16 protein-coding genes are annotated in these 18088 nt (G+C 73.6%); 4 read left to right on the top strand and 12 right to left on the bottom strand.

The window, feature by feature from the left end; translation table 11 throughout:
- Window positions 1–39: 39 nt before the first annotated feature.
- From BKK79_RS22330 to BKK79_RS22295, 8 genes are all read right to left on the bottom strand, one after another.
- Entirely contained in the window at window positions 40–975 is a 936-nt protein-coding gene (locus BKK79_RS22330; protein WP_071018591.1) for an NAD(P)-dependent oxidoreductase, read from the bottom strand.
- On the bottom strand, window positions 972–1658 hold the full coding sequence (locus BKK79_RS22325; protein ID WP_071018593.1) for a methyltransferase: 687 nt from the start codon (window positions 1656–1658) through the stop codon (window positions 972–974). The genes BKK79_RS22330 and BKK79_RS22325 overlap by 4 nt, the downstream gene beginning before the upstream one ends.
- Window positions 1659–1790: 132 nt before the next feature.
- Window positions 1791–2798: a Bug family tripartite tricarboxylate transporter substrate binding protein gene (locus BKK79_RS22320; RefSeq protein ID WP_071018594.1), complete on the bottom strand. Its 1008-nt coding sequence runs from the start codon at window positions 2796–2798 to the stop codon at window positions 1791–1793.
- Between the two features lie 63 nt (window positions 2799–2861).
- Window positions 2862–3863: an amidohydrolase family protein gene (locus BKK79_RS22315; protein ID WP_083384420.1), complete on the bottom strand. Its 1002-nt coding sequence runs from the start codon at window positions 3861–3863 to the stop codon at window positions 2862–2864.
- 377 nt (window positions 3864–4240) lie between these two features.
- On the bottom strand, window positions 4241–6070 hold the full coding sequence (locus BKK79_RS22310; protein WP_232346431.1) for an enterochelin esterase domain-containing protein: 1830 nt from the start codon (window positions 6068–6070) through the stop codon (window positions 4241–4243).
- Window positions 6070–8538: a TonB-dependent receptor gene (locus BKK79_RS22305; protein ID WP_084085058.1), complete on the bottom strand. Its 2469-nt coding sequence runs from the start codon at window positions 8536–8538 to the stop codon at window positions 6070–6072. Before BKK79_RS22305 ends, BKK79_RS22310 begins: the two co-directional genes overlap by 1 nt.
- 116 nt (window positions 8539–8654) lie before the next feature.
- Window positions 8655–9788, bottom strand: coding sequence for a FecR domain-containing protein (locus tag BKK79_RS22300; RefSeq protein WP_157128502.1), 1134 nt, complete (start codon window positions 9786–9788; stop codon window positions 8655–8657).
- Window positions 9770–10312 (bottom strand): sigma-70 family RNA polymerase sigma factor, encoded by a 543-nt coding sequence (locus BKK79_RS22295; protein WP_084085056.1) that lies wholly within the window; start codon window positions 10310–10312, stop codon window positions 9770–9772. The genes BKK79_RS22300 and BKK79_RS22295 overlap by 19 nt, the downstream gene beginning before the upstream one ends.
- A 397-nt stretch (window positions 10313–10709) precedes the next feature.
- Between BKK79_RS22295 and BKK79_RS22290 the strand changes: the two genes are divergently transcribed.
- Complete coding sequence (locus BKK79_RS22290) at window positions 10710–11741, top strand: tripartite tricarboxylate transporter substrate binding protein (protein ID WP_071038816.1); 1032 nt, start codon at window positions 10710–10712, stop codon at window positions 11739–11741.
- Between the two features lie 65 nt (window positions 11742–11806).
- Here BKK79_RS22290 and BKK79_RS22285 read toward each other — a convergent pair whose 3' ends face one another.
- A complete protein-coding gene (locus BKK79_RS22285) occupies window positions 11807–12817 on the bottom strand; it encodes a GlxA family transcriptional regulator (protein ID WP_071022251.1) in 1011 nt (336 codons plus the stop codon).
- A gap of 197 nt (window positions 12818–13014) precedes the next feature.
- Between BKK79_RS22285 and BKK79_RS22280 the strand changes: the two genes are divergently transcribed.
- From BKK79_RS22280 to BKK79_RS22270, 3 genes are all read left to right on the top strand, one after another.
- The gene (locus tag BKK79_RS22280) at window positions 13015–13668 is read left to right on the top strand and encodes a DJ-1/PfpI family protein (protein WP_071038815.1); all 654 of its coding nucleotides are present in this window, start codon (window positions 13015–13017) and stop codon (window positions 13666–13668) included.
- Between the two features lie 26 nt (window positions 13669–13694).
- Entirely contained in the window at window positions 13695–14921 is a 1227-nt protein-coding gene (locus BKK79_RS22275; protein WP_071040295.1) for a DJ-1/PfpI family protein, read from the top strand.
- A 100-nt stretch (window positions 14922–15021) separates the two neighbouring features.
- The gene (locus tag BKK79_RS22270; protein WP_083384422.1) at window positions 15022–16503 is read left to right on the top strand and encodes a CoA transferase; all 1482 of its coding nucleotides are present in this window, start codon (window positions 15022–15024) and stop codon (window positions 16501–16503) included.
- 28 nt (window positions 16504–16531) lie between these two features.
- Here the strand turns inward: BKK79_RS22270 and BKK79_RS22265 are convergent, their stop codons facing one another.
- From BKK79_RS22265 to cyoC, 3 genes are read right to left on the bottom strand one after another with little or no spacing between them, the layout of a single operon-like run.
- Window positions 16532–16972, bottom strand: a complete 441-nt coding sequence (locus BKK79_RS22265; protein WP_071018600.1) for a hypothetical protein — start codon at window positions 16970–16972, stop codon at window positions 16532–16534.
- Window positions 16973–17017: 45 nt separating this feature from the next.
- On the bottom strand, window positions 17018–17449 hold the full coding sequence (gene cyoD, locus BKK79_RS22260) for a cytochrome o ubiquinol oxidase subunit IV (protein ID WP_071038814.1): 432 nt from the start codon (window positions 17447–17449) through the stop codon (window positions 17018–17020).
- Window positions 17446–18087, bottom strand: a complete 642-nt coding sequence (gene cyoC / locus BKK79_RS22255; RefSeq protein WP_071018604.1) for a cytochrome o ubiquinol oxidase subunit III — start codon at window positions 18085–18087, stop codon at window positions 17446–17448. Before cyoC ends, cyoD begins: the two co-directional genes overlap by 4 nt.
- Between the last annotated feature and the right edge of the window lies 1 nt (window position 18088).

Below are 18088 nucleotides of genomic sequence, written 5' to 3'. Positions count from 1 at the left end.
GCAGCAGGTGCAGCAGGTGCAGCAGGTGCCGGGGCTGCCTCAGGCCGCCACCGTGCCGGCCGCCTCGAGCACGGCCAGCGCATTGCGCGCGGCGCCGAGGCCCATGTTCACATAGGCATCGCTGGTCACGCCGCCGATATGCGGACTCAGGATGAAGCCGGGCTGGCGCTGGAAGGGATGGCCGGCCACCATCGGCTCCACCGCGAAGCTGTCGAGTCCCGCGGCGCGCACCTGCCCGTCCTGCACGGCGGCCAGCAGCGCCGCCTCGTCGATCAGCCCGCCGCGTGCGGTATTGACCACGATCACGCCGGGCTTGCAGCGGGCCAGCGTGGCCGCGTTGAGCAGGCCGCGGTTGTCCTCGGTCAGGGGGCAGTGCAGCGAGATCGCGTCCGCTTCGCGCCAGAGCGTGTCGAGGTCGACGCGCTGCACGAAGTCCGGCAGCTCGCCGGCGAAGGGATCGAAGCCGATCACGCGCATGCCCAGCGCCGCGGCCATGCCGGCGAAGCGCCGGCCGATCGCCCCCAGGCCGACCAGGCCGATGGTGCGCCCGCCCAGCTCCACGCTCTTGTGCGTGGCCTTGTCCCAGTGGCCCGCGTGCATGCGCGCATCGAGCTGCGGCACCGACTTGGCGCAGGCCAGCAGCAGCGCCAGGGCCTGCTCGGCCACCGCGGCGGCGTTGGCGCCCACCGCGGCCACCACCTCGATGCCGCGCGCCCTGGCGGCGGCCTTGTCGATGGTGTCGGTGCCGCTGCCGTGCTTGGAGATGACCCGCAGCGAAGGCGCGGCATCCATGGCGGCGGCGCCGACCTTGCTGTAGCGCACGATGATGGCGACCGGGTCGTGGCGGCCGCACAGGGCGACGATATCGTCCTCCGTCGGCGTCTTGCCGGCGTAGACGATCTCGTAGCCGGCCAGCAGCGCCAGGGCCTGGGGTGCCAGGTCGGCGGCGGTGATGAGAATGGTCGGGCGGCTCACAGCGCCTCTCCTTCGGCCAGCACGCCGGCGGCACGCAGTGCGGCCGGCAGCCATTTGGCGGCGGTGTCGCCGCGTCCGATGGCGTCGAGGCGCGCCGCCTCGTCGGCCACCTTCTTGGTGGCCAGGGCCATCATGGCGGGCGCCTTGGCGCGTTCGATCACCACCACGCCGTCGGCGTCGCCGACCACCAGGTCGCCCGGGTTCACGGTGGCGCCGCCGGCGGTGATCGGATGGTTGAGGCGGCCCGGCACGAACTTGGTCGGTCCGGCCGGGTTGAAGCCGGCGCTGAACACCGGGAAGTCCAGTTCCAGCAGTTCCAGCTTGTCGCGGATGGCGCCGTCGACCACCACGCCGCCGAGCTTGCGCTGCTTGCAGGCACTGAGCATCAGCGTCCCCATCAGGGCGGCGGTCTGGTCGCCCTTGCCGTCGATCACCAGGATGTCGCCGGGCTGCGCGAGGGCGATGGCGGCATGGATCATCAGGTTGTCGCCGGGGCGCACCTCGACGGTGAAGGCCGGGCCGGCGAGCTTCATGCGCGCATGCACCGGGGCCACGCGGGCATGCATGGTGCCGCGGCGGCCGGCCACGTCGGCCAGGATGGCGGCCTGGAAGGTGGCGGCTTGCTGGACGACCTCGGCGCTGACGCGCTCGATGTTGCGGATGACTTCGGGAAGCTGGTTCATGGTGCGGACTCGATCAAGGAATGGAGGGCAGGGGAAAGCGAAAAGCAAAAAGTGAAAAGCGAGAACGGAAAGCGGAAAGCTGCGTACGGCATACGGAGACCGGCAGGCTGCGCGCCGGGCCTGGCAGGGGCGTCAATCGATGCGGATATTCCCCTTGGCGATGACCGCGGCCCATTTGGCGGAGTCCGCCTTCTGCAGCGCGCCGAGCTGTTGCGGGGTGCCGCCGACCAGGGTCACGCTGAGCCGGCCGGCCAGCGCGACGATGGCCGGGTCGCGCAGCGCCTGGGCGATCTCCTGGTTCAGGCGCTGCACCACGGCGGCCGGCGTGCCGGCCGGCGCGAACACCGCCTGCCATTGCTCGACCACGAAATCGTGCAGGCCCGCTTCGCCCATGGTGGGCACGTCCGGCAGGGCCGCGAGGCGCTGGGCGGAGGTCACGGCGAGGGCGCGCAGCTTGCCGGCCTGCACGTGCGGCAGGGCAGCGGCGGCGGGCGCGAACATGAACTGCACCTGGCCGCCCAGCGTGTCCTGCAGCGCCGGCGTGTCGCCCTTGTAGGGCACGTGGACGAAGCGCGTGCCGGTCTGTTGCTGCAGCAGTTCGCCCTGCATCTGCAGGATGGTGCCGTTGCCGCCCGAGGCGAAGGCGAGCTTGCCGGGCTGGGCCCGGGCGGCCGCCAGCAGGTCGGCCACGCTGCGCAAGGGCTGGCTCGCGCCGACCACCAGCAGGTGCGGAATGGTGCCGAGGGTGATCACCGGCGCGAAGCTGGCGATCGGGTCGTAGGGCAGGTGGCCCAGCAGGTGCGGCGCGATCGCCTGCGGGCCGATCGAGGTGCCCAGCAGCGTATGGCCGTCGGGGGCGGCCTTGGCCACGAAGGCCGCGCCGATGGTGCCGGTGGCGCCGGGTTTGTTGTCCACGATCACCGTGCTGCCCAGCGCCGCGCCGATGCGCTGCGCCACGTTGCGGCCGAGCACGTCGGTGCTGCCGCCGGGCGGATAGGGCACCACCCAGGTGATGGCACGGCCGTCGGGCCAGGCGGCCCGTGCCAGGCCGGAGCCGGCGGCCAGCGCCGCGCCGAGGGTGGCCAGGACGCGCCGGCGGGTCGCGCCGTGGGCGGGAAGCGGGGAAGGGTGGAAGGGCATCTGTCGTCTCTCGTGTCGTTGTCGTTGTCGTGTCGCGGTCGTGTCGCCGCGGTATCGCCGTGCTTATTCCGTGCTTATTCCGTGGCTTGTTCCGTGGCTTATTCCGTGCTGCTGCGGTGACGTCGCAGCCGTGCCGGGACGGCCGGGCACCAGTGCCCCCCCGGGCGGGGCGGGAGGGAAGCCGTACAGCGCGGCCGGGTTGTCGCTCAGCACGCGCCGCAGCGTGGCCGCGCCGCCTGCCGCCGCCGTCCAGTCGGCCAGGCGGTCGAGCTGGCGGGCATCGTCGGGCATGGGCTGCAGGCCGGCGCTGGCGGTGGCATGCGGCCAGTCGCTGCCCCACACCACGCGCTCCGGGGCGGCGCGCAGGTAGCCGGCGGCCAGGGCATCGAGCGCGGGGTCTTCGACGCTGTGGCGCGCACTCACGAGGTAGCCGCCGGAGAGCTTGATCCACGCGCGCCCCGCCTGCAGCAGGGCGAGCAGCAGGGCGTGCGCGGGGTGCTGTCCGGCCTGCGCGGGGGCGATGCGGCCGCAATGGTCGAACACCAGCGCGACCGGCAGGCGCCGCAGCACCGGGGCGAGCGCGGCCAGCAGGTCCGGCGCCATCAGCAGCTGCAGGTGCCAGCCCAGCGGCGCGATACGCTGCGCCAGCGGCTCGACCTGTTCGGCCGACCCGACCACGCCCAGCGAGAGATTGAGCCGTACGCCGCGCACGCCCCGCGCGTGCAGGGCCTCCAGTTCGCCGTCGCTTTCCGTGCCGTCGATCACGGCGACGCCGCGTGCGCGGTCGGTGCCCAGGGCCGCCAGGCCGGCGAGCATGCAGCGGTTGTCGCTGCCGTAGGTGGACGGCGTCACCAGCACCGCGCGCTGCGTGCCCAGCCGGCGCTGGAGCCGGCGATAGTCGTCGGCCGAGGCGTCGGGCGGCAGCAGCCTGGCGCCCGGCGCGGCGGCGAAGCGTCCGTCGTAGACATGCACATGGCAATCGCAGGCGCCGGCGGGCAGCGCGGTGCGGGGGGCGGCATGCCCTGCCGAGAACGGCACGGGCGCGAGCGGGCTGGCGTGATCCATGGGGCCGGTGGTCCGGATGCGGGGCGAAGGCAGCGCGGGAGGGCGCTCAGCCCCGCGACGTGCCGGGACGGCTGGCGGGTCTCTTCCGCCGTGGCGAGGCGGCGCGCGGGAACCGGGTTGGCATGGCTTGTCTCCGTTTCTATGTCGTGCCGGCGCTATCGTTTGCACCGGGCTATTGGAAGGCGACTATAGATTTACGTTTCGGCCTGCACAATGGCGTTTCGTTTGGCGAAACGAATTGCGCGATGAGCAACGGCAGGCGGCTGGTGGAGCACCCGCCGCGGGTGGGGCCAGCGCTCTCCCCTAGAAAAAAACAGGCACTCAAGGAGTGCCTGGCAAGGAAGCGGTGCGGCGTGGCCGCGCGCCGGCCGGCCGTGTCACGACATCGGACAGGCCCGCGCCACCTCGCCGTCGCCCGCCAGTTCGCGCTGCGCCTTGGCGGTGCCGGCCAGCGCCATCAGCCCGCAGGCCAGGGTGCCGCGCCACTGCAGGTAGTCATGTCCGCTGGCGAACTCGGCATGGCGCACCGGGTACCCGCGTGCGCGCAGCACGTCGCGCAGGTGGCGCGTGGTGGTGAGGATGCCGGTCGGGCCGCGCCCGTCCTCGAAGCGGCCCGCCTCCAGGTAGAAGCGCAGCGGCAGGCGCGGGCTGGCGGCGTAGCGGCGCGTCAGCCATTCGGGGGCCGCGTCGCCTGCCGCCGGGCCCGTGCCGGGGGCCGCTCCCGGGGCCCACCAGAAGGAGCCAGACTGGCTCAGCACCAGGCCGAAGCGCTGCGGGTGGCGCAGTGCCGCGTAGGCCGCTGCCAGCCCGCCATAGCTGGAGCCGGCAATGATGGTGCGCGCGGCCGGCGCCGCCACGCCTTGCGCGGCGGCCCAGGGCAGCAGTTCCTCGGCGAGGAAATCCGCGAAGGCGGGCCTGGGCGGCAGGTCGGTGGCGCGAGCCTGCGCGCTCGGGTTGGCCAGGATCAGCGCTGGCATGGGCGGCAGCAGTCCGTCGTGGACCAGGTTGTCGAGGATGACTGGCGTGGGTACCGCGGACAGGTAGGCGTGGGCGTCGAACAGCACCAGCAGCGCTGCCGCCCGGGCTCCACGCGGCGCCTGCCGCTGGCCGGCCGCCGCGCCCGGGGCGGGCCGGTAGACGTAGACCTCGCGCGTGTCGCCGAGCAGGCGGCTCGCCAGGCGGTGGCGCTGCACGGTGCCGGCCGGCACGCCCGGCCGCCGCGCGAGCCACGGCTGGGGTGGGGCACCCGGGAGTTCCAGCACCGACTTCTGCGCATAGGCATCGGGCGCCTGCGCGGGAAACGCTTGTGGATTGAGCGGGTCGCGCCGGGCCGTGGCGAGGATGGCGCGGCGGCGCTGCGCGGCGGGGGCGTCCAGCTCCGGCACGTCCGGCGCGAGCTGGTAGCTCAGGCGCGTGCCGGCGGGGACGCGGTAGCTGCGGTACCAGACATCGCTGTCGTCCAGGCGGGCCAGCGGGTCGTGGTCGCCGGCCGGGCTGCCCAGCAGCCGCACGCCGTGGGCGGCGCCGCGCCACAGGAAGGTCACCAGGACCTCGGCGGGGCCGCCGGCGGACGTCTGCGCGGGGCTTGCGGTATCTGCCAGGGCCTCGACCAGCGGCGTGCCGCGTGCCGCCATTTCGTGCCAGAACGCTTCGCTGCCGCCGCCCTCGGCGAGATCCCGGGCCAGCCGGCGCAGGCGCGGGCTCTCCAATGGCGTGCCGGGCGCGCGTTGCCGGGCGCGCGGCACCGGCGGCGCGATGGTCAGCACATGGGGCGCGGCGGCGGCTGAGCGATCGGCGGGCTGCACGCGCAGCAGGTAGTCGGCATCGTTCGGCGCCACGAACAGGAAGCCGCGCGAGAGGCCATCCGCGGCGACCAGGCGGCGCAGGTGGCGGCCCTGCGCGTCCAGCAGGTCGAGCGTGGCGGCGGGGCCGTCCAGCGTGCCCTCGACGAAGTCGCCGGCCTGCAGGGCGAGCGTGGCGGTGGCCGGTGCCTGCTGAGCGGCGGCGAGGCGCAGCGGCTGGCCGGGCAGCGCGCGCGGCGTGGCGGCACTCGCCTGGGCGGGCGCGGCGTCCGGGGTGTCGGCAGTCGCAGCAGTCGCGGCGGTGGATGCGGTGGCGGGCGGCAGGCCCGCAGCCAGCAGCATGGCGGCGCTGACGGCATGGGCGGCATGGGCGGCATGGGCGCGCAGACGGGAGAGCCGCCGCATCAGAAGTCCACCGTGGTCGTCAGCCGGACCGTGCGCGGTGCGTTCATGGTCACGTAGCCATCGTTGAAGGAACCGGCCCAGTAGCTCTCGTTGAACAGGTTGTCGACGTTGGCGTAGAAGCCGACGCGCTTGCCGGCGATGCGCGTGATGTAGCGCGCGCCGGCGTCGAAGCGCCACCAGGCGGGGATCTTCTGCGTGTTGGCGGTATTGACGTACTGCGTGCCGGTGTAGGTGGCGCGGCCCGAGAGCGTCAGCCCGGGCAGCCAGGGCAGGTCCCATTCGGTGCCGAGGTTGGCGGCCCATTGCGGCGTGCCAAAGGCGGTATTGCCGTCGTAGGCACCGTTGGCGGTGCGGGTCAGCACGGCGCGCGTGTAGGCCACGCCGCCGAGCACGCGCACGCCGCGCGCCGCTTCGCCGAACACATTCCATTCGATGCCGCGGTGGCGGCGCTCGCCGTCCGGGTGGTAGGTGCGGGTCGCCAGGTCCTGGACCAGGCTGGGCCGCGTGATCTGGTACACGCTCAGGGTCTGCGTCAGCCGGCCGCTGTCCCACTTGACGCCGGCCTCCATCTGCCGGGTCTTGTAGGGCGCGAACATCTGGCCGAAGTTGCGCGCGGCGGTGTCGGTGACGGTGTCGCCCTGGCTCAGCCCTTCGATGTAGTTGGCGAACAGCGACAGGCCCGGCCCCCATGGCTTGAGCACCAGCCCGAGCGCGGGCGTCACCGCGCTTTCGTCGTAGCTGGCGGTACGCGCGCCGGTGGCGGCGGCGAAGGTGTCGGCCTGCACGCGCTGCTGGCGCAGGCCGAGCGTGAGCTGCACCGTGTCCCGGGCGAAGGCCAGCGTGTCGGCCAGCGCGAAGCTGGTCAGCGTGCTGTCCGAGGTCTTCGGCGCGCTGCCGGGGTCGGCCGCCAGCGGCGGAGCGATCGGCCGGTAGATGTTGGAGAGATAGGCGCCCGAGCTCTTGTTGAGGGTGCCGGTGCGCTGGTTCAGGAAACTGAAGCCGAGCACCAGGCGGTGCTCGACCGGGCCGGTGCGCGCGGTGCCGCGCACGCCGGCCTCGGCCGACAGCGTGTCGGTGAAGCCGCGCTGGTTGTAGGTGTAGCCGGTGTAGTCGCCCGAGGGCTTGACGCCGTTGGCGCGCGTGCCGTTGAGGAAGCCCGCGTAGCGGTGGCTGAGCGTGCCGACGCCGCCGTAGACGGTCCAGTCGTCGCGGAGGTCGAACTCGCCGCGGCCGACCACGGCCATGTTGTCGATCTCGCCGTGCGTGCCGCGCAGGATGTTGGTGCCGGCCTTGGGCGCGGCGGGGATCACCGGGCCGGTGAAGGAGGCCATCCACGCGCTGCCGTTGCTGACCCGCTCGCGGTTGGCATAAGCGTCCAGCGACAGGCGCAGGCGCTCGCCGGCGTAGTCGAGCGCGAGGGCGCCGAGCAGCCGCTGCTTGGACTGGCCGTCGATGCCGGTGCGGCCATCGTCGGCGGCACCGTTGAAGCGCATGCCGAAGGCCTTGTCGGGGCCGAAGCGCCGGCTCACGTCGAGGCTGCCGCCGAAGTTGGCCGAGGACCGGTAGGTCGTGGACAGGCGCGTCAGCGGGTCGGCCCCGGCGCGCTTGGGCACCAGGTTGATGACGCCGCCGACGGCGCCACCGGGCGCCATGCCGGTCAGCAGGGCGGTGGGGCCGCGCAGCAGTTCGACACGCTCGATGAACTCGGTCGGTGCGTGGCCGGAGGGCGCCAGGCCGTACATGCCGTTGAGCGCCAGCTCGCTGGAGGTGATGTCGAAACCGCGCACCGCGTAGTTCTCGTAGATATGCCCGGCAGTGGTGGTGAAGCGCACGGTCGGATCGTTGGCCAGCACGTCGGCCACGGTCCTGGCCTGCTGGTCCTCGATGGTGGCGGCCGTGTAGGCGGCACCGCTGAAGGGCGCGTCCATCAGGTCGGTGTTGCCCAGCATGCCGAGGCGCGCGCCGCGCGCGACCTGGCCGCCGGCGTAGGGCAGGGGCAGGGCTTCGGCATCGTGGCGGGTGGCGCTGACCGTGACCGTCGGCAGTGTCGCGCCGTCGGCGGCGGCGGGCGGAACGGGGCGGACGAGGAAGCCGTTGGGGACGGCCTGGGCTTCGAGCCCGGTGCCGCGCAGCAGCGTGGCCAGGCCGTCGGCGGCGCCGTAGCTGCCTTGCAGCCCGGCGCTGCGGCGGCCGCCGACCGCGGCCGCCTCGTAGGAGACGAGCACGCCGGCCTCGATGCCGAAGCGGGTCAGCGCGTCCTGCAGCGGGCCGGCCGGGATGGCATAGCCGCGGCGGGTGGCGGTGGCGTCTGTGGCGGCGGCGGCGGTGGCGGCGGTGGCGGCGGTGGTTTGGGCCGCAGCCGGCGGCGGCAGCGCCATGGCGGCCGCGCCGGCGCCGGCCAGGGCCAGCGCGCGCAGGGCGGCGGCATGCAGGCCAGAACGGGGCGGACGGGAGGAGGTCTTGTACATCGGAGGGTTTCCTTTCGCGAGCGGCCGCGATGCGGCCTTCTCCTGCCAGGCCACGCGAAACGGAAAAAGACCTCAGGTCCTGCAGATTATTTTTTGTTGTGGCGCCCGCGGGCGCGTCAGTCCGGGCGCCGGCGCACGTCGACCCAGTAGCGCGTGAAGCGATGCACCGCCACCGGCAGCAGGTGCGGCAGGGTCTCGAGCACGGCCTCGGTATCGGCCAGCGGGAAGATGCCCGACAGGCGCAGGTCGGCGACGTCCGCGCTGCAGCCCAGGCGGCCGTGGCGGTAGCGCGACAGCTCGGCCAGGAAGCGCTCCAGGCGCATGTCGTGCACCGCCAGCATGCCGGCCGTCCAGGCCGTGTCGGTTGGGCTGGCCGGGGTCGGCGGGGCGGCTCCGGCGCGCGTGAAGGTGGTGCGCTCGCCGGCCTGCAGGGTCCGCGTGGGGCCACCGCCGGCCGGCTGGATCTCGACCGCGCCCTGTTGCACGCCGACCTCGCCGTGCCGCGGCAGCAGGCGCACGGTGAAGCGCGTGCCGAGCGCGCGCAGGCGGCCGTGCCCGGTCTCCACCAGGAAGGGGCGGGCGGCGCCGGCACGGTCCGGGTCGGGCGCGGTGGCGACGGCGATCTCGCCGGCCAGCAGTACCACCACGCGCTCGGCCGGGCCGTAGCGCAGCGCGATCGCGCTGTCGGTATTCAGGTCGACCACGGTGCCGTCCGCCAGTGCGATGCGGCGGCGCTGGCCAACGCCCGCGCGGTAGTCGGCGCGCAAGCCCGGCCAGCCGCCGGCGCGCTCGAACTGCCAGCCGATGGCGACGGCGCCGCCGGCCAGCAGCAAGGCCAGTGCACCGCGCCGGCCGCCCGTAGCACCCGGACCGCCCGGAGCGCCGGTGCGCCGTGCCGGGCGCGCCAGCACCGCGTGGGCCACCGGCGCCGGCAGGCCGCGCAGCGCCGCGCAGACCGCGCACAGGTGCTGCCAGGCGCGTTCGTGGTCGGCATGGGCGGCACGCCAGCACCGGCATTGCGCCTCGCATTCCGCCTCGCTTCGCGCGTCGCCGGCGGCCGCCATGAGCTGCACCATCCATTCGGTGGCGCGCAGCGTGACAGCCTCATCGATCGGGGGCTCGGGGGCGGCGGGCCAGGATGCGGCGGGTTTCGGGGCGGTGTCGGCGGACATGGCGGCGGGGGGACTGGCGAGGATCTGGTGGAAGCGGTTGCGATCGGGCGGACGCGGGCTCAGGGCGCGAAGCAGCACTGGTGCAGCGCCTTGACCAGGTAGCGCTGCACGGTGGCCAGCGAGACCCCCAGTTGCGCGGCGATCTCCGCCTGTCCCAGGCCGTCGAGCTGGGACAGCAGGAAGGCGCGCCGCACCGCGGGCGCCAGGCCGTCGAGGCGGCGGTCGATCTCGACCAGCGCTTCCAGCGCCAGCGCGCGCGCCTCGGGATCGGGCGCGGTGGCTTCGGGCTGCGCTGCCAGGGCTTCGAGGTAGGCCATCTCGATCTGGCGGCGCCGGTAGAAATTGGCCACCAGGCCGCGTGCCACCGTGGCCAGCAGCGCGCGCGGCTCGCGCGCCACGATGGCCGCGTCGCGCGCGAGCAGGCGCAGGAAGGTGTCGTGCGCGAGGTCGGCGGCATCGCCGGCGCTGCCCAGGCGCTGTCGCAGCCAGTGCTTGAGCCAGCCGTGGTGGTCGCGGTACAGCGCGCGGATCTCCTGGTGAAGGGAAGGCTCGGCGGCACCGCTGGCGGTGCCTGGGGTGCCGGGGGTGCCGGTGGCTTGCATGCGAGCGAGGAGGTGGAAAGCGATGGCGCCGCGGCCCCGTGGCTGCGCAACGCCGGGCGGGCAGGGTCGGCTGTGTCGTGCCGTGCGTTGCGCCGTGCCTTGTGTTGCGTGTTGCGTGTTGCGTGTTGCGTGTTGCGTGTTGCGTGTTGCGCAGGTATCGCGGAAGTCGCGATTCTATTACGAATGAGAATGATTCGCAATTATTTGGGGCTGACGGAAGACATGCCGCCTGCCGGTGACCGCACAAAAAAACCAGCCGTTCTTGTCCCAATGTCCCTACTTTCCGTCAAGGCATGGCATGGTTAGGCAGCGTGCGCGGAGACCGCACCGGCGTGGCCCCGGCACGCGGCTCACCAGAACGACATCAGAACGACATCAGAACGACAAGAGGAGCACCATGGCAGTACCCCAACCGTTTGCCGGCCGCCTGCCGGCCGCCAGCACCCGCCTCACCCACCTGACCCGCCTTGCCGGCGTGTGCGCCGCCCTGCTGGGCCTGGGCGCCGCCGCGCCCGCCGCCGGCGCGGCCGAGGACGCCTGGCCCAGCAAGCCCATCCGCGTGATCGTGCCCTACACCCCCGGCGGCTCGACCGATACGGTCGCGCGCGTGGTTTTCGAGAAGGTCGGCGAGCGTCTCAAGCAGACCATCATCGTCGAGAACCGGCCCGGCGCCAACAGCACCGTGGGCACCACGGTGGCCGCCCGCGCCAAGGGCGACGGCTACACCTTCCTGGCGGTGCTGGCGGCGTACTCGGCCAATCCCAGCCTGTACAAGTCGCTGCCCTACAAGCCCGCCGACCTGAAGCCCGTCAGCCACATGGCCGACCTGCCGCTGTTCCTGTTCAGCGCCAAGCAGATCCCCGCGCGCAGCGTGGCCGAGCTGGTCGAGTACGGCAGGCGCAATCCCGGCAAGCTGAATTTCGCCTCCAGCGGCACCGGCTCCAGCGCGCACCTGGTGGGCACCCGCTTCGCCATGGTCAGCAAGCTGGAGATGACCCACATTCCCTACAACGGCAGCGCGCCGATCCTGACCGACCTGATGTCGGGCCAGGTGTCGATGGTGTTCGATCCGCTGCTGGTGCCGATGCCGCAGGCTCGCGCCGGCAAGATCAACGTGCTGGCGGTGGCCTCGGCCAAGCGCCTGGCGGCGGCGCCCGACGTGCCGACCATGGAAGAGGCCGGCTTCCCGGGCTTCGTGATGAGCTCCTGGACCGGCCTGCTGGCGCCGGCGGGCACGCCGCAGGCGGTGGTCGACCGCATGTCGCGCACCATCGCCGAGGTGGTGCGCCAGCCCGAGGTGCAGAAGCGCCTGGAAGACCTGGGCTATGTGGCGGTGGGCAGCACGCCGGCGGAGTTCCAGAAGCTGATCGAGCGCGATGGCGCACGCTATGCGGAGATCATCAAGGCGGGCCACATCTCGCTCGACTGAGCGCCGCCGCCGGGCGCGCGGCGCCCCGGCTCCCCGATCTCTCGGCCGGCTGGCCGGCCAGGCGGCTAGCCGGCCCGGGCGCCGAACTGCGCCCGGTACTGCGATGGCGTCAACGCGAAGCGGCGCCGGAAGGCCTTGGCCAGGTGGGCTTCCGAGCCGAAGCCCGCGGCCCGCGCCGCGGCCTTGACCGACTCGCCCGCTTCCAGCCGGGCGCGCGCGGCCTGCAGGCGCAGCGTTTCGAGGAAGGCGTGCGGCGTCATGCCGGTGGCCTTGAGGAAGCGGCGGTGGAAGCTGCGCGGCGCCTCGCCGGCCCGCTCCGCCATCGCCTCCACGTCGATGGGCTGGTCCAGGCGGGCGCGCAGCCAGTCCACCAGCTCCGCGTACTGTCCCGACTGCGCTTCCAGCGCGAGCGAATACTGCGACTGGTTGCCCATGCGGCGCACCGCCAGGATCAGTTGCTTGGCCACGCGTGCCGCCACCCAGCGCCCCAGGTCCTGCTCGACCATCGACAGGCACATATCGATGCCCGAGGTCACCCCTCCCGAGGTCCACACCTTGCCGTCCTGCACGTAGAGCGCCTCGGCCTGCACGTCGACGCCGCCGTAGTAGCGCTGCAGCAGGTGGGCCGAGGCCCAGTGCGTGGTGGCGCGGTGGGCGTCGAGCAGGCCCCAGTGCGCCAGCGCGAAGGCCCCGGTGCAGACCGAGCCGTAGCGGCGCGCGTGCCGGCTGGCCTGGCGCACCCAGTCGGCCAGCGCGTGGTCGGCCACGCTCGCCACCAGGCCGTCGCGCTCGCCGCCGGCGACCAGGCAGGTGTCGACGCGGCGCGCCGGCAGGGACGCGACCGGCTCGGTATGCAGCGCGATGCCGTTGGAGGCCGCCAGCGGCCCGCCGGCGGCCGAGACCACCGTGACACGATAGGCCGGTTCCACGTGGAAGGCGTTGGCCATGGCGAACACGTCGGCCGGGCCGGCGATGTCCAGCATCTGGAACTCGGGGAAGGCGACCAGCGCCACCTGGCGCAGGGGCGCCGGCGCGGTGGCGGGCTTGGTGGCTGGCTTCGGCGATTTCGGTGGCATGCGGGAGCGGGCGGCCGGCGCGCTGCTGTGCATTGCATTGCGCTACGCCGCTGGTTGGCAGGAATCGACAAATCATTGTCATTGCCGCCAGACCCGCGCGTCAAGATACTCGCCCTGGCGGCGCTGCATCGCAGCCGCGCCGCCTTCCGTACCTTCCACTACCCCGCGCCACCGCGCGCAGCCTTCCGGGACCCGCCATGCACGCACCGCTGTCGATCGGCTTCCTTCTCTACCCTCACCTGACGCAACTCGACCTGACCGGTCCCGCGCAGGTCTTCTCCCACCTGCCCGGCGCCACCCTCCACCTGGTCGCCAAGGCGCGCGCCAGCGTGCCCTGCGACGGCGGCATCGCGCTGACGCCCACCACCGACTTCGACACCTGCCCGCCGCTCGACATCCTGTGCGTGCCCGGTGGCCCCGGCACGCTGGCGGCCATGCGCGACGCGCCGACGCTGGCCTGGCTGCGCCGCCAGGGCGAGCGGGCCGCCTGGGTCACCAGCGTCTGCTCCGGCTCGCTGCTGCTCGGCGCGGCGGGTTTGCTGCAAGGCTATCGCGCCGCCTGCCACTGGAACTACCGCGAGCACCTGGCGCGCTTCGGCGCCGTCCCCGACGCGGCGCGCATCGTGCGCGACCGCAACCGCGTGAGCGGCGGCGGCGTGACGGCCGGCATCGACTTCGCGCTGGAACTCGCCGCGCTGACGCACGGGCGCGACCAGGCCCGAGCGATCACCCTGATGCTCGAGTACGCGCCGGCGCCGCCGTTCGACTGCGGCCGGCCGGAGCAGGCCGATGCCGCCACCATCGCGCGCGCGGTGGCGGCGCTCGACGCGGCCGTGGCGCGTTTGTCGTGAGCACGCTCGCCATGACCGGGTTTGTCATGAGCGCGCTTGTCGCGAGCGCCTGCGTCAGGATCGCGCGTCGGCGGCTGCGAGGACTGGCCTGCGGCGCCGCGCTGCTGGCCTGCGCCGCTGGCGGCGCGGCGCAGGACGCGGCGTCCGCCCGGGACATGGCGCCCGTCCAAGCGCCCGTCCAAGCGCCCGTCCAAGCGCCCGTCCAAGCGCCAGCCGCCGCGCCCGGCCCGGCCAGCGCGCGCATCGCCCCCGCGCCGTCGCGTCCGGGACGGGAACGGCCGGTCGTCGCCGTGGTCGGCCACAATACCTTCACCGAACTGACCGACTACGTCGTGCCCTACGGCGTGCTCAAGCTGGCCGACGTGGCCGAGGTCCTCGCGCTGGGCACCGGGCCGGGACCGGTGCGGCTCTTCCCGGCGTTCTCGGTGGTGCCCGATGCGTCGCTGGCGGCATTCGACGCGCGCTTCCCGGAGGGCGCCGACTACGTGGTCGTGCCGGCCGTGCACGAGGACGACGATCCCGCGCTGCTGGACTGGGTGCGGCAGCAGCGCGCCAAGGGCGCGACCGTGATCGGCATCTGCGACGGCGCCTGGGTGCTGGCCCGCGCCGGCGTGCTGGACGGCCGCCGCGCCACCGGCCACTGGTATTCGCGCAGCGCGCTGGCGCGGCAGTTTCCCCGCACGCGGTGGGTGCAGGACCGGCGCTATGTGGTCGACGGCCCGGTCGTCACCACCACCGGCGTCAGCGCCTCGGTGCCGGTCTCGCTGGCACTGGTCGAAGCCATCGGCGGCCGCGCGCGCGCCATCGAGGTGGCACGCCGTCTCGGTGCCGGCGGCTGGGATGATGCCTATGACGCCGCGCCGTTCCAGCTCGGCGTGCGGGACCTGTACACGGCGGCACGCAACTGGCTGGCGTTCTGGCGGCATGAGACATTGGGCGCGGCCCTGCGCCCGGGCGCCGACGATGTCGCGCTCGCCCTGGTGGCCGATGCCTATGCGCGCACCTACCGCACGCAGGTCGTGGCGACCGCGCCATCGCCGGCCGGCGTGCGCCTGCGCAGCGGACTGGTGTTCCTGCCCGAGCGCCACGGCGCCGCACTGCCGGCGCCGCTGCCCGATGCCGGCGCGGGGCTGCCCGCCGTGCCCGCGCTCGCTGCGGCGCTGCGCGGCATCGCCGCCCGCTACGACGATGCCACGGCGGGCTTCGTCGCGCTCCAGCTCGAGTATCCGGAGGCGCGGCGGCCGATACATTGATCGCAAGGATCAAGATTGACTGGCCGGCTGGCGGGACTAAGCTTCGCATCGAACGCAAGCCGTCCGAACCATCCAGTCTCTCCCACACCCGAGGTCGATCATGCGCGACGAAGCCTCCGCGAGCCTTGCCGGCTCCTCTCCTTCCTCCTCTCCTTCCACCACCACCGCCACGCCTGCCGCCACCGGCGCGTCCGTCGCCGAGCGCGTACTGCGCGACTTCTGGCTGGCCACGGGCGGCAGCGAAGCCGACCTGGCCAGGCTGCGGTTCACCGGCACCGGTGCCGCGCCTTCGGCCTTCGCCTTCACCGATTTCGCCGCCGGCGCTGTCGGCGCGGCCAGCCTGGCGTTGGCCGAGCTGGTCGCTTCGACCTCGGGCCGCTGGCCCGACGTGGCTGTCGACCGGCGCCTGGCTTCCTTCTGGTTCCTGACCTCGCTGCGGCCGCAGGGCTGGGCGCTGCCGCCGCAGTGGGACCCGGTGGCCGGCGACTACCAGGCCGCCGATGGCTGGATCCGCCTGCACACCAACGCGCCGCATCACCGCGACGCCGCGCTGGCGGTGCTGGAGGCGCCGGTCGAGCGCGAGGCGGTGGCGCGCGCGGTGGCGCGCTGGCGTGTCGACGAGCTGGAGGCGGCGGTGGTCGGGCGCGGCGGTTGCGCGGCGGCGATGCGTTCGGCCGCCGCCTGGACGGCGCACCCGCAGGGCAGGGCGGTGGCGGCCGAGCCGCTGCTGCACCGCGAGGCCGCCGGCGCGGTGGCCCGGCCGGGCTGGGCGCTGGCGCCCGAGCGTCCGCTGCGCGGCATCCGCGTGCTGGACCTGACCCGCATCCTGGCCGGTCCGGTGGCCACGCGCTGGCTGGCCGGTTTCGGCGCCGAGGTGCTGCGCATCGATCCGCCGGGCTGGGAGGAACCGGGCACGGTGCCGGAAGTGGTGGTGGGCAAGCGCCGTGCGCGCCTGGACCTCAAGCAGGCCGGCGATCGCGCGTGCCTGGAGCAGTTGCTGCGCGGGGCCGATGTGCTGGTGCATGGCTATCGCCCGGATGCGCTGGCGCGCCTCGGACTGGATGCGGCGCGCCGGCGCGAGCTCAATCCGGCGCTGGTCGACGTTTCGCTCGATGCCTATGGCTGGAGCGGCCCCTGGCAGGGCCGGCGCGGCTTCGACAGCCTGGTGCAGATGAGCAGCGGGATCGCCGAGGCGGGCATGCGCGTGACCGGCAGCGCGCGCCCGGTGCCCTTGCCCGGGCAGGCCCTGGACCATGCCACCGGCTATCTGCTGGCGGCGGCGGCGCTGCGTGGCCTGACGCGGCGGCTGGCGACGGGGGAGGGCGGCAGCGCGCGCGCTTCGCTGGCGCGCACGGCCGGCCTGCTGCTGGCCCATCCGGCGGCGCCGGGCGCGCCGTTGCCGGGACGCCCCGGCACGCTGGCGGCGGAAGGCGCGGACGATCTCGATGCGGCCATCGAGCACACCAGCTGGGGGCCGGCACAGCGCCTGCGCATGCCGGTGACGGTGGCCGGCACGCCGATGCGCTGGGAGTTGCCGGCAGGAACGCTGGGGTCGTCGGCGCCCGAGTGGGTGGCGCGCTGAAGCCGGGCGTGGCCGCCGGCCCCGGCGGCTAGGCGCAGCAGGCCGGCAGCGCGCTCATGGCTTGCGCCGGCACGCCGGCGGCCGCGGCGGCCTCGGCCGGACGGGAAGGGGCCCTGCGCGCGCGCACCGCATCGGCCGCGGCGGCGGCGGCGGTGGCGGCCGCTGCGGCGGCGGCGCGGAAGGGTTCGGGCCCGACCCGGCGCAGGGTGTCGGCCAGGCGCTCGTGGCCCGGCGCGCGGCGGTCGCGCATGGCCAGGTAGGCGGACAGCACGGCGGCGATGGCGTCGCCGAGCTCTTCGGCGCGGAAGGCCGGGCCGACCGCGACACCGGCCGGCGTGCCCGCCGCGGCGCCGCTGCCGTCCAGCGTGAGCCGGTACCACTGCTGGCCGTTGCGGTCGACGCTCTCGATGCCGAGGCGGGCGCCGTCCGCGCCGCCGGCCATGGTGTGTTCGCCTTCGTCCTGGTTCATGGGGCCCCCTTCTGCCGGGGCGGCCGATGCCGCCCGCATGGCGGACTACTCTCGTGCCTTGGCGCTTTCCACCGACATGGTGGTCGGCATCATATTGGTGTTGGCGTTGTGCATCACCCACAGCGAGCCGGCCACGATGATGGCGATCAGCCCGGCCGAGCAGAGGAAGATGCCGGCGTTCTCGCGCTGCGAGGGCGCCGTGCCGATGTGCAGGAAGTACACCAGTTGCACCACCAGCTGCGCCACGCACAGCAGCACGATGGCGGGCAGCGCCATGCCGCGCGGCACCAGGCCGGTCATCACCGCGCCGAACGAGGCCAGCGTCAGCAGCAGCGACAGCGCCAGTCCGATCACATAACTTTTCAGGCTGCCATGGTCGCCGCCGGCATGGCCGTCATGGCCGGCATGGTGGGCATGGTGGGCGCCGTGGTGGGCATGGTGGGCGCCGTGGTGGGCATGCAGGGAGGTGGGCTTCATACGAACTCGCGCAGGTAGACGAAGGTGAACACGCAGATCCAGATCAGGTCCAGGAAGTGCCAGAACAGGCTGAGGCAGGCCAGGCGGCGGCGCGTCGGCGCGTCCAGGCCGAAGCGGCGCACGTGGTGCATCATCACCAGCAGCCACAGCAGGCCGACGCTGACGTGCAGGCCGTGGGTGCCGACCAGGCCGAAGTAGGCCGACAGGAAGGCGCTGGTCTGCGGGCCGGCGCCCTGGTGGATCAGCTCGGCGAACTCGTAGACCTCCATGGCGATGAAGGCCGCGCCGAGCACGAAGGTAAGGCCCAGCCAGGCGTTGACGCGGCCGGGGCGGGCGCCCTGCATGCCCAGCATGGCCATGCCGAAGGTGAAGCTGCTGGCGAGCAGCAGCATGGTCTCGCCGAGCACGAAGGGCAGCTCGAACAGGTTGCGCCCGGTCGGGCCGCCGGCGGTGCTGTTGGCCAGCACCGCGAAGGTGGCGAACAGGCAGGCGAAGATCAGGCAGTCGCTCATCAGGTAGATCCAGAACCCCAGCGTGGTGCGGGAGCCGTCGTCATGCCCGTGGTGAGCGTGGTGAGCCTGGTGAGCTTGGTGGCCGTGGGCGTGGCCGGGTTGTTGGTGAACGAGTACGGTGGTCATG

Source organism: Cupriavidus sp. USMAA2-4, from assembly GCF_001854305.1.
Taxonomy (GTDB): domain Bacteria; phylum Pseudomonadota; class Gammaproteobacteria; order Burkholderiales; family Burkholderiaceae; genus Cupriavidus; species Cupriavidus malaysiensis.
Note: the sequence above shows the minus strand (reverse complement) of the source record. Positions and strands in the feature narration are given on the sequence as shown.

What these genes read in the sequence shown, in the direction of transcription:
- BKK79_RS22305 (WP_084085058.1), bottom strand. Translation starts at nt 8,538, where the DNA reads ATGTACAAGACCTCCTCCCGTCCGCCCCGTTCTGGCCTGCATGCCGCC.
- BKK79_RS22310 (WP_232346431.1), bottom strand. Translation starts at nt 6,070, where the DNA reads ATGCGGCGGCTCTCCCGTCTGCGCGCCCATGCCGCCCATGCCGCCCAT.
- BKK79_RS22285 (WP_071022251.1), bottom strand. Translation starts at nt 12,817, where the DNA reads ATGCCACCGAAATCGCCGAAGCCAGCCACCAAGCCCGCCACCGCGCCG.
- cyoC (WP_071018604.1), bottom strand. Translation starts at nt 18,087, where the DNA reads ATGACCACCGTACTCGTTCACCAACAACCCGGCCACGCCCACGGCCAC.
- BKK79_RS22265 (WP_071018600.1), bottom strand. Translation starts at nt 16,972, where the DNA reads ATGAACCAGGACGAAGGCGAACACACCATGGCCGGCGGCGCGGACGGC.
- BKK79_RS22280 (WP_071038815.1), top strand. Translation starts at nt 13,015, where the DNA reads ATGCACGCACCGCTGTCGATCGGCTTCCTTCTCTACCCTCACCTGACG.
- BKK79_RS22320 (WP_071018594.1), bottom strand. Translation starts at nt 2,798, where the DNA reads ATGCCCTTCCACCCTTCCCCGCTTCCCGCCCACGGCGCGACCCGCCGG.
- BKK79_RS22315 (WP_083384420.1), bottom strand. Translation starts at nt 3,863, where the DNA reads ATGGATCACGCCAGCCCGCTCGCGCCCGTGCCGTTCTCGGCAGGGCAT.
- BKK79_RS22325 (WP_071018593.1), bottom strand. Translation starts at nt 1,658, where the DNA reads ATGAACCAGCTTCCCGAAGTCATCCGCAACATCGAGCGCGTCAGCGCC.
- cyoD (WP_071038814.1), bottom strand. Translation starts at nt 17,449, where the DNA reads ATGAAGCCCACCTCCCTGCATGCCCACCACGGCGCCCACCATGCCCAC.
- BKK79_RS22275 (WP_071040295.1), top strand. Translation starts at nt 13,695, where the DNA reads ATGAGCGCGCTTGTCGCGAGCGCCTGCGTCAGGATCGCGCGTCGGCGG.
- BKK79_RS22270 (WP_083384422.1), top strand. Translation starts at nt 15,022, where the DNA reads ATGCGCGACGAAGCCTCCGCGAGCCTTGCCGGCTCCTCTCCTTCCTCC.
- BKK79_RS22295 (WP_084085056.1), bottom strand. Translation starts at nt 10,312, where the DNA reads ATGCAAGCCACCGGCACCCCCGGCACCCCAGGCACCGCCAGCGGTGCC.
- BKK79_RS22290 (WP_071038816.1), top strand. Translation starts at nt 10,710, where the DNA reads ATGGCAGTACCCCAACCGTTTGCCGGCCGCCTGCCGGCCGCCAGCACC.